The organism is Bacillus sp. JJ1521, from assembly GCF_036965165.1.
Lineage (GTDB): Bacteria > Bacillota > Bacilli > Bacillales > Bacillaceae_L > Ferdinandcohnia.
Window position 1 is genome coordinate 1 of the sequence record NZ_JBALOX010000092.1, and the last position, 9,295, is coordinate 9,295.

9 protein-coding genes are annotated in these 9,295 nt (G+C 35.8%); 6 read left to right on the forward strand and 3 right to left on the reverse strand.

Annotation, left to right across the window (positions count from 1 at the left end):
* Positions 1-130 precede the first annotated feature (130 nt).
* Entirely contained in the window at positions 131-2,212 is a 2,082-nt protein-coding gene (locus V7147_RS13705; RefSeq protein ID WP_335368411.1) for a helix-turn-helix domain-containing protein, read from the reverse strand.
* 229 nt (positions 2,213-2,441) lie between these two features.
* Here V7147_RS13705 and V7147_RS13710 point away from each other — a divergent pair, with 229 nt between their 5' ends.
* From V7147_RS13710 to V7147_RS13720, 3 genes are all read left to right on the forward strand, one after another.
* On the forward strand, positions 2,442-3,155 hold the full coding sequence (locus V7147_RS13710; RefSeq protein WP_335368412.1) for a DUF5058 family protein: 714 nt from the start codon (positions 2,442-2,444) through the stop codon (positions 3,153-3,155).
* Positions 3,156-3,176: 21 nt separating this feature from the next.
* The gene (locus V7147_RS13715; protein ID WP_335368413.1) at positions 3,177-3,902 is read left to right on the forward strand and encodes a small-conductance mechanosensitive channel; all 726 of its coding nucleotides are present in this window, start codon (positions 3,177-3,179) and stop codon (positions 3,900-3,902) included.
* Positions 3,903-3,976: 74 nt separating this feature from the next.
* Positions 3,977-5,353, forward strand: a complete 1,377-nt coding sequence (locus tag V7147_RS13720; protein ID WP_335368414.1) for an amidohydrolase — start codon at positions 3,977-3,979, stop codon at positions 5,351-5,353.
* A gap of 176 nt (positions 5,354-5,529) precedes the next feature.
* Here the strand turns inward: V7147_RS13720 and V7147_RS13725 are convergent, their stop codons facing one another.
* The gene (locus V7147_RS13725; RefSeq protein WP_335368415.1) at positions 5,530-6,129 is read right to left on the reverse strand and encodes a CPBP family intramembrane glutamic endopeptidase; all 600 of its coding nucleotides are present in this window, start codon (positions 6,127-6,129) and stop codon (positions 5,530-5,532) included.
* A 117-nt stretch (positions 6,130-6,246) separates the two neighbouring features.
* Between V7147_RS13725 and V7147_RS13730 the strand changes: the two genes are divergently transcribed.
* Both V7147_RS13730 and rarD read left to right on the forward strand, forming a co-directional pair.
* Positions 6,247-6,372, forward strand: a complete 126-nt coding sequence (locus V7147_RS13730) for a DUF6254 family protein (RefSeq protein WP_245864251.1) — start codon at positions 6,247-6,249, stop codon at positions 6,370-6,372.
* A 606-nt stretch (positions 6,373-6,978) separates the two neighbouring features.
* Positions 6,979-7,920, forward strand: a complete 942-nt coding sequence (gene rarD / locus V7147_RS13735) for an EamA family transporter RarD (RefSeq protein ID WP_335368416.1) — start codon at positions 6,979-6,981, stop codon at positions 7,918-7,920.
* A gap of 39 nt (positions 7,921-7,959) precedes the next feature.
* Here rarD and V7147_RS13740 read toward each other — a convergent pair whose 3' ends face one another.
* Positions 7,960-8,142 carry a YkvS family protein gene (locus tag V7147_RS13740; RefSeq protein WP_116351004.1) on the reverse strand — a complete coding sequence of 61 codons (183 nt, stop codon included), beginning with the start codon at positions 8,140-8,142 and terminating at the stop codon, positions 7,960-7,962.
* Positions 8,143-8,357: 215 nt separating this feature from the next.
* Here V7147_RS13740 and V7147_RS13745 point away from each other — a divergent pair, with 215 nt between their 5' ends.
* Complete coding sequence (locus V7147_RS13745; RefSeq protein WP_335368417.1) at positions 8,358-9,209, forward strand: patatin-like phospholipase family protein; 852 nt, start codon at positions 8,358-8,360, stop codon at positions 9,207-9,209.
* Positions 9,210-9,295 lie beyond the last annotated feature (86 nt).

Sequence of the window (9,295 nt, forward strand, 5' to 3'; positions counted from 1 at the left end):
CCGTTATTTGGGTATATGAGTTTGATTTTGTTGGTGCTGTTAGCGAGACCAATGAAACAACTTCCGAAGAAATAAAGAGGTTAGTAAGCAAGCCTCTTTATTTCTTCATTTTATTTTCAACATAAATGAATTAATGAATCTCATCGGAATATGCAAATGATTCTTTTAGGTGACAGGCCAATTGGATTTTCAGAAAATCTTTTGGATCATTAAAACTTAAATTTAGAATGTCCTCGATTTTTTTTAGACGTTGATATAACGTATTAATATGAACGTGAAGGTTTTTCGCTGTTTCGTTGATGGATTTATTTAACCTTATATATGTTAACAATGTCAGTTCTAAATCATTTTTCCTTGATCTTGGGGTATTTAATGGTTGAAAAAATCCATTTATGAATTCCTTTATTTCATTTGTGTCCTGATTAATAAATAGTCGATTAACCCCGATACTTTCATACGTAATGATACCAGTTTCTTTCTTATTGACTAGGTAAGCAACTGATTTCTTTGCTTCCTCATAACTCTTCCCAATATGATAAGCTCCTTTTTTATTTGAACCGATACCTACACATACGAATGTGTCGTTATTATTGGTCCAGTCATGAATAATTGTTTTCAGTCTCTTTATCGAATCATCAAATAAAGAACTGTCAGTTAAAGAAACGAGTAAAATGATTTTATTATGAAATCCATAGACGAGTCTCACTTCTAGTACATTCTTTTTAATCAATGAGATGATGCTGTGAATATCTGCACCAAGTTTATATAAATCCTTATAATTCACAAGTTCTATGACCATAACAAAAAAAGTATGGGAAAGAATTAGGTTAAATTCTTTTCTTTTTGCAATTAATGTTTCTGGTTCTCTACTTTTTATAATCTCATTAAAAAATTCATGTGTTTTCTTATAATAGATTTCTTCCAATGTATGTTTTTTTACAAGTTCAAGGGCGAGTATTGCTCCTCCTTGCTCAATTACTATCCGGTCAATAATCGATAAAGAAGTAGAATAGGGTAAAATAAAACAACCGAGAAAAATGGTACCATTAATGATGGGGTATAAATAATATTTTTCTTCGATAGGCTTCCGTAATTCTACGAAAACTGCGTGTCTTCTATTTTTAAAAATCCAAGAAATTTCGTCAACACTAAAATAATTCTTTTGACTCGCTTGATTGTGGTACCAATCATTTTCTAAATAATCATAAAAGGAAACATTCCCATTTATCATTTTTCCTATTTCTTTTACAATTGTTTTCAAGCCTTTATTTTGTAAGGAGAATTTTATAAGTGTATTGTGGACTTCGTTTCTTTTTGAAAGCTCTTGTAATTGTTCTTTTACTTCCGTATATAGACGTGCATTTTGGATTGCAATTGCAACCTGTGAAGCAAAACCTTGTAAAAGTCTTACATCATCATCTGTAAATTTTCCTTTCTTATCAAATTGGTGAATGGTCATCACCCCGATACGCTGATCTCCAATGGAAATGGGGACACTTACTATGGCTTGAATAACTTTCCCTTTTGATGAAGAGTTGATAATCTGTAAGTTTTCCGGCGAAATGGCATTTTCGCTCATTTTATTATAAATCAGTTCCGTAGAATGGTAGATTAATGGTTTCCCTTCCTTAAAAACCATCCCTGTAATAGACTCCCCAACACCCATTTTAAGCTTTCCAATGATTGGTTCAAAACCAACACTAGTTTTCGTAATAATGATCTCTTCATGAGGATCATAAAGCTGGAGATACCCTGCATTTGCCACAGGGATTACTGATAATGCATTCTTAACAATTCTCTCTAGTAGGTCATCAAGGACAAGGGATGAAGAGACTGACCGTATTCCCTCAATCAATACATCAAGTTCCGCATCTTTTGATTGAATCTGGCTTTTAGCGTCCAAAAGCTCGAAGCAAATGTATAAATAATTCAAATCTCTTTCATCGAAGGGTGAAGTAATACAGTTGGAGCGAAGTAGCACATGGTACCCATTTAGGTAGGTAAATGAGATATATAAATATGACTCATCTGTAAAGATACTGTATTTGGCTTCACGGCTCGATTTTAACAGAGTAAGATCTTCTATTTTCAAGTTCCCTTTTTTATGCATGAGTTGGAAGGAAGAATCATGTGGTTTTTGAACCCAAATTTCATATGAAGATTTCTTAAACCCTTTATCTAAATAGGAAAGTAGTAGTTGATTTGTTATCATCGTAACCTCCACATCGCTAAATTATATAGAAAGTTCCGCCTTTTCTGAATTATATATGTAATATAATACATTGTAATGGATGAATCAATAAATTATTATAAAAATTAGAAAATATAGAATCTTTGACCAACCTATAATTGAATGCGCTTACTTATAAGAGAGGAGGAAATAAGAACAATCCAAGAGCAGTCAATTTACCAAAAAATAAGTAAAAAGGAGGAAGATTATTTTGAATTTGGAAACGGTAATGAAAACAGCAAATAGCTTACCACTTTGGATTTTTGCTTTATTAGTTGTTGGTATTGTAATCTTTCAGTCTATCACTTTTATTCGACTTTCAACAAAAACAAGTCAATCTGTCGGTATGACTTCTTCGGAAGTAAAATCTGCGATAAGGGCTGGTGCAATTAGTGCTATTGGACCAGCAATAGCAATCCTTGTTATTGCTATTTCCATGATTGCTTTAATTGGAAATCCCATTACATTAATACGAATGGCTATTATTGGTTCAGCCGCAATCGAAACAGTAGGAGCAAGTATTGGTTCACAAGCCGCTGGGGTTGATTTAGGATCGCCTAACTATACGCTACAAGCTTTTACAGCTGCTGTTTGGGTAATGTGCGTTGGCGGGATGGGTTGGATGTTATTTGTCGCTCTCTTTACAAAGTCACTGGGAAAAATACAGAAAAAAGCTGAAGCTAATCCAAAAAACGTCAAGATGTTAAGCACAATTTCTGTTGCTGCAATGATAGGGGCTTTTAGTTACCTTGGTGGGGCAGAAATGGTAAAAGGTATAAGTGAATTCATAGTCTTTATTGTTGCCTTCATTGCTATGCCTATCATTATATGGATAGGTGATAAATCCCAATTGAGATGGTTAAAAGAATGGTCATTAGGACTGGTTATTATAGTGGGGATGATTGCTGGTTACTTTATTTCATAAAAAGAAAGGTAGGAGAACTAAATGCAAGCTAATAGAGAGGGAAATACTTTATCCTTAAACAAAGCTATTTCAGGTACACAGGCTCCAGCAATGGATTTTGACACCTTCCAAGCAAAGTCTCATTTTTGGGGGCGTTTAACAATATGGGCAGTTATTGCAATAAGTATAATTGTGCCCCTTTATCTTTCGTTTGTTCTTGGGTATCATCCTGGCTGGTCTCCGATTATTTCAGGATTGACTGCATATGCAGCTATTATTATGTTTGTTTGGGTATTGGAACCGATTAGCTATTATCCTGTTTTAGGTGTGTCTGGTACATATCAAGCCTTTACAATAGGTAATATTGGAAACATGTGTCTTCCTTGCGCATCGGTTGCTCAACGTGTAGTTGGTGCAGAACCAGGAACCAAAAAGGGGGAGATCACTGCTTCATTAGCAATTGCGACGGCATCTATTGTGAATGTTATAGTTGTTATTTTAACAATACTAAGCGGTTCCTACATCCTATCTATCCTGCCAGAATCAATTATAAATAACCTTGGCTTAGTCCTTCCCGCTATTTTTGGTGGAGTTATTGCTCAATTCGCTATAAAGAAACCGTTATATGGTGTAATCGGAATCGCATTTGGTTTATTTGTAAATTTAGGTCCTGTTCCCCGTGCCTTTCAAACATTTCTCTGCATCCTCGGAACAGTTGTTGTTTGTTTACTTTTAGAGAAGATCAAGAAACAAGAGAAAAATAATTAGCTGTTACTAATTAACTGGCAGAGATGGAATTTTGGGGAGAAGGGGTGAAATCCATTAATAGATGGATGTAAAAGATGAGTAAACAAAATATATTGCAATGGATTAGAAGCAATCGGTCTGGCTTTACCGAAATGGCAAAAAAAATCTGGGAGAATCCTCAAATCGCTTATGAAGAAAGCTTTGCAAGTAATTTGCAAGCATCAAAACTAAAAGAAGAAGGATTTCGAGTTCAATCCGCGATTGGCGGAATTCCTACAGCATTTATTGCTGAATACGGTTCAGGTAAGCCGATAATTGGGATATTAGGTGAATACGATGCATTACCTGGGCTTTCCCAAACCGTAAGAACCATTCAAGAACAGGTTGAATTAGACGGCCCAGGTCACGGCTGTGGCCACAATTTACTTGGCACCGCTGGCGTAGAAGCAGTTGTAGCTTTAAAAAAAGTAATGCATGAAAAAGGTCTAACAGGTACAATTCGTTATTATGGTTGTCCTGCTGAAGAAGTATTATCTGGTAAAACGTATATGGCAAAGGAAGGCGTCTTTGACGATTTAGATTGTGCGTTAACTTGGCATCCATGGACATCAAACATGGTAGTAAATATGGGCATGCAAGCTATGGTATCGATTAAGTTTCATTTTAAAGGGATTCCTGCACATGCGGCTTCTGCACCACATGCTGGGAGAAGTTCGTTAGATGCTGTTGAATTGATGAATGTGGGCACTAATTATTTACGAGAGCACGTTGTTGATGGTACAAGAATTCATTATGTCATTACAAATGGGGGGCTTGCTCCAAATATTGTCCCGGAGCATGCAACTGTTTGGTACTATTTAAGGGCGTCCACAAAGGAACAAGTGGAAGACATCCTTAGAAGGGTTAAAAATATTGCAAAAGGGGCAGCTCTAATGACTGAAACAGAGGTTCGTTCAGAAATTGATGCATTTCCATATGACACTCTACCAAATGAAGCTCTAAATGACCTTATGTATGAAAATATGAAATTAGCTGATCCTTTAGTGTTTACCGAAGAAGAAGAGGACTTTGCTCGGGAATTAGTAAAAACTGTAGATTTGAATATCGTAAAAATCGCGCAACGATTAAATAATGAACTTCTCCCGGTGACATATCAAAATGATAAACAAACAAAAGGGAAAACATTGGCAGGTTCAACCGATGTTGGGGATGTTAGCTGGATTACACCAGTTGGGACAATTATGACAACATGTGCCCCTGTTGGTGTGCAATTACATTCTTGGCAGGCAACAGCTTCCTTTGGTGCCTCAATCGGTTTTAAGGGAATGCACTTAGCCGCACAAACAATGGCATTATCGGCGTATGATTTATTACTAAATAAAGATCATGTACTCGAACGAGCAAAAGAGGAGTTTTACTTATCCACAAAAGATAAACCATATGTTGCAGGTATACCTGAAAAAATTAATTAATTTATGAAATCAAAGATCTGCCTGAAAAGACCTCTAATTAAATAAAAAAGGATACGAAATGGAAAAATGATAATTTCAGGTATCGCGAAAAACACATCGGCTAGGAAATCGGAAAAGGTATACTTACCATCCTTCGATTTCCTTTTTTTACGTTTTTTCATATTGAAACACCTCATTTAAAAGATAGGTAAAAGCACGAGCAAAAATAAATTGAAAACAAGGTGGGAAATGATCGTTAGAACGATATTTCGTTTCCACATATATAATGTTCCCCAAACCACTCCACCAGCAAATGTAGCAAGTAAGAATAATGGGTTAAGGGTATAAATATTTGCAGACATATATATAAGGGAGGATATGACGATTACTACTAGCTTGCTCTCAAGTTTATCCTCAACATACTTTTGAATATAGCCCCTCCAAAAAAGCTCCTCACCTGGAATGATGATGAGAAATAGCGCAATATAATGCCAAGTGAGCTGAGGCTGAATCTTTATATATAAAGTTGCAACATCAGTTAATTCATTTGGAAACAGGCTTGCGGTGCCTATTTTTCCGATAAAAAAGAGTCCGTACATAAAAAGCCCGGAAAGTATCGCGATTATCATATTTAATATTGAAAAATTTTTGAATTCAAATTTTCCATATTGGATTGCGGTAACGGATAGAAGAAAAAAGGATATCGTAAACATGATCCAAAATGGGATTTTTGATAAAAAACTTATCGCTAATAAAATATGTACTGGAATAAATAGTAGAAAAAAGTTTTTTTGCATTTGCATCTGCCTCTTTTGTTAGGATGTATCGCTGTACATTTTATCATGAAGGAGAATTTTTTAGAATAAATATTCGTTGGCGACTCATCCTAATTCTGAAGGAGGGAGATGTTCTATATGACACAATCAAAGCGCCAACAAGAGCGTCAATGGACAGTTCGAAAACAATCGCAAAATCCACATGGAAAAGTGAAATCATTTGATCAACTGGCAGAAGAAGCTGGCAAGGATACAAAAGAATAAGAAGAACGCGACGCACACACTCTGTTTGGGGGGTGTGCGTTTTTATGGATTGAGTATTTCCGGAGTTATCCAGAAGTGGTGATATAAAAGATGTTTTTGTAATGTTTATCCAATTTTTATCCAAAAGTGATGTATAAAAGCGATGTATGCAAAAGGTTTTTCCATAATCACCCAAAAGTGAAAGTGTAAAAATGCTTGCAGCACCATTAATCTCCTTAAAAATGGAATTTTGTGTACTTCCAGAAGCTTTGGAATGCCATGAACCTCCTAAAAAGTGGAATGTGGAATACCCATAGGGGCCTTGGAGTACCACTATTTTCCTAAAAAATGGAACGTGGTGTCCATACATACCAGCAAAAGCCACATTCCCACCTAAAAATCCCAATTTCCAATTCATTTTCATTGAGAAATATCGATAACCGAAATATAATTAACTTTATTCAGTCAAGGTTCGACTAAATAAAGTTAATTGCCTCGGAGGATGCCACAGATTTTCAATGGAAATTTTTCGAGCANNTCCTGTGGGCCTAAAAATCTGGGCGCAAATACGTTAAGGCGCATTTGATTAAATAAATGACATAAATTGAATTGGAAAGAAGGATCATGATGGGTCGAGATGATATGAGGGAATATAAAATAGGAATCATTTACACCACGATTGCCTATATCGCATGGGGGGTACTGCCTCTTTATTGGAAGATAATTGACTATATCCCTGCGTTTGAGATTCTCGCACATCGGATAGTGTGGTCACTTGTATTTGTACTTATGATCATTCTTGTTTCAAAGAAAGGGAAGCAGTTTATCACAAGTCTAAAAGATATTTTCAAAAACAAACTAAAGCTCGTTGGGATCTTGGCTTCATCCATCCTAATTACAGTCAACTGGGCTACTTATATTTGGGCAGTAAATACGAATCATATTATCGATGCAAGCCTTGGGTATTACATTAACCCTTTGGTTAGTGTACTTTTAGGCATTATTGTTCTTAAGGAACGTCTCATGTTTTGGCAGGGGATTTCATTTGCGTTAGCCGGTCTTGGAGTTCTTATTTTAACCATTCAATTTGGAAGTTTTCCTTGGGTTGCTATAACGCTTGCACTAAGCTTTGGTTTTTATGGGCTAACAAAAAAGCTTGTAAAGCTCGATTCGTTGCTTGGATTAGCGATGGAAACGATGGTGGTTGCACCGATTGCGCTTCTTTATTTAACGTTTCTTTTTAAGGGAGGAGTCGATTCCTTTTCAGGAGCAAGCGTTGATGTGCGGTTATTGCTAATGGGGGCAGGGGTTATTACCGCTTTACCATTACTGTGGTTCGCTGCTGGAGCAAATAGAATTCCACTTTCTGTGATTGGACTTCTTCAATACATTGCGCCGACAATCAGTCTTCTATTGGGAGTATTTTTATATCATGAGCATTTCACCAAGGTTCATTTTGTTACCTTCCTTTGCATCTGGACGGCACTATTAATCTACTCGTTCTCAAAATCAAAATTATTAACATCAATTCAACCTAAATTTATGAAAAATAAATCATTGGGTGCTTAAATACAAAAGGGAGCCGATTTAAAATCAGCTCCCTTTCCATTAGATTGTTGTGACAATCTTATAGTTTTTATGATTAACAACTGTACGACTCTCTAACTCTAGATCTCTATAATTATCCATATATGTTAAGTCAACAATAACTGAGTTTTCGTTCACCTTTTCTACGATGCCTTTAAGACCCTCTTTGAACTCTATGATATCCCCAATTTCTGCAATTTTCATAATGTCACCCTCCATAGCATTCTATGAATCTTCAATATAGACCATATGTGTTTTTATTTACAAAAAAACCATTTTTTTATATTTTGCCGTACTTTTATTCAGATGTAAAGCGTTTTCATAGATATTCTTTTATAAATATTTGTAAAAAATGTGACAACCCTTTAAAAATTTTTTATATTTATTAAAGAAGAGACTGTAAAAGGAGCGAAAAAACAGTGAAAGATGTAGGGTTGGTTTTAGAAGGTGGAGGAATGCGCGGGGTATACACCGCTGGCATTCTAGAATATTTTATGGAACAAAATTTATATTTTCCATATGTTATTGGCGTTTCTGCTGGAGCGTGCATGGCTGCGTCTTATCTTTCTAGACAAGTGGGACGAAATCGTACGGTTAATATTGATTATGTCAATCACCCAAACTATTTATCATTTCGTAATTTTGTAAAGCATAAACAGTTATTCGGGATGGATTTCATTTTTGATGAAATTCCAAATAAACATGTACCTTACGACTATGATTCATTTTATCAATCAAAAGAAGAATTCGTGGTTGGAACAACCGATTGTGAAACAGGGGAGCCGGTATATTTTAAAAAAGAGGATTATGGAAATGGCATGCTTAAAGTCATTCGAGCTTCAAGCTCATTACCATTTGTTGCGCCAATTATTGAATTCAAAGGGAAAAAATTATTGGACGGAGGCATTACGGATCCGATTCCATTAATAAAAGCGCAACAGGATGGGAATTCAAAAAATGTGGTTATTTTAACCCGTAATCGTGGTTATTCGAAAAAGAAGTCAAATATGTCGTGGTTGGTCAGGCGCCCATATAAGAAATATCCGAACCTGGTACAAGCAATGGAAACACGATATATCCGTTATAATGAGACCCTTGCGTATTTAGATCAAGAAGAAAAAGCGGGGAGAATTTTTGTGATTAGTCCAACTGAACCACTTGAGGTAGGACGCGTTGAGAGGAATCCCGTAAAATTAACCAAGCTATATGAACTTGGGTTGAAGGACGCTAGTGAGCAATTTGATAAGTTTCAAAAGTGGTTACAAGCTTAATCAAAAAGGTGCCTCGATTGAGAGACACCTTCATTATTAAATCTACTCATTGGTCCTATTGACCACATGTACAGCCAGGACCATGA

Excerpts from the sequence above, each read along its gene's own strand:
- V7147_RS13705 (WP_335368411.1), bottom strand. The coding sequence starts at position 2,212 with ATGATAACAAATCAACTACTACTTTCCTATTTAGATAAAGGGTTTAAG.
- V7147_RS13715 (WP_335368413.1), top strand. The coding sequence starts at position 3,177 with ATGCAAGCTAATAGAGAGGGAAATACTTTATCCTTAAACAAAGCTATT.
- V7147_RS13720 (WP_335368414.1), top strand. The coding sequence starts at position 3,977 with ATGAGTAAACAAAATATATTGCAATGGATTAGAAGCAATCGGTCTGGC.
- V7147_RS13725 (WP_335368415.1), bottom strand. The coding sequence starts at position 6,129 with ATGCAAAAAAACTTTTTTCTACTATTTATTCCAGTACATATTTTATTA.
- V7147_RS13730 (WP_245864251.1), top strand. The coding sequence starts at position 6,247 with ATGACACAATCAAAGCGCCAACAAGAGCGTCAATGGACAGTTCGAAAA.
- rarD (WP_335368416.1), top strand. The coding sequence starts at position 6,979 with ATGGGTCGAGATGATATGAGGGAATATAAAATAGGAATCATTTACACC.
- V7147_RS13740 (WP_116351004.1), bottom strand. The coding sequence starts at position 8,142 with ATGAAAATTGCAGAAATTGGGGATATCATAGAGTTCAAAGAGGGTCTT.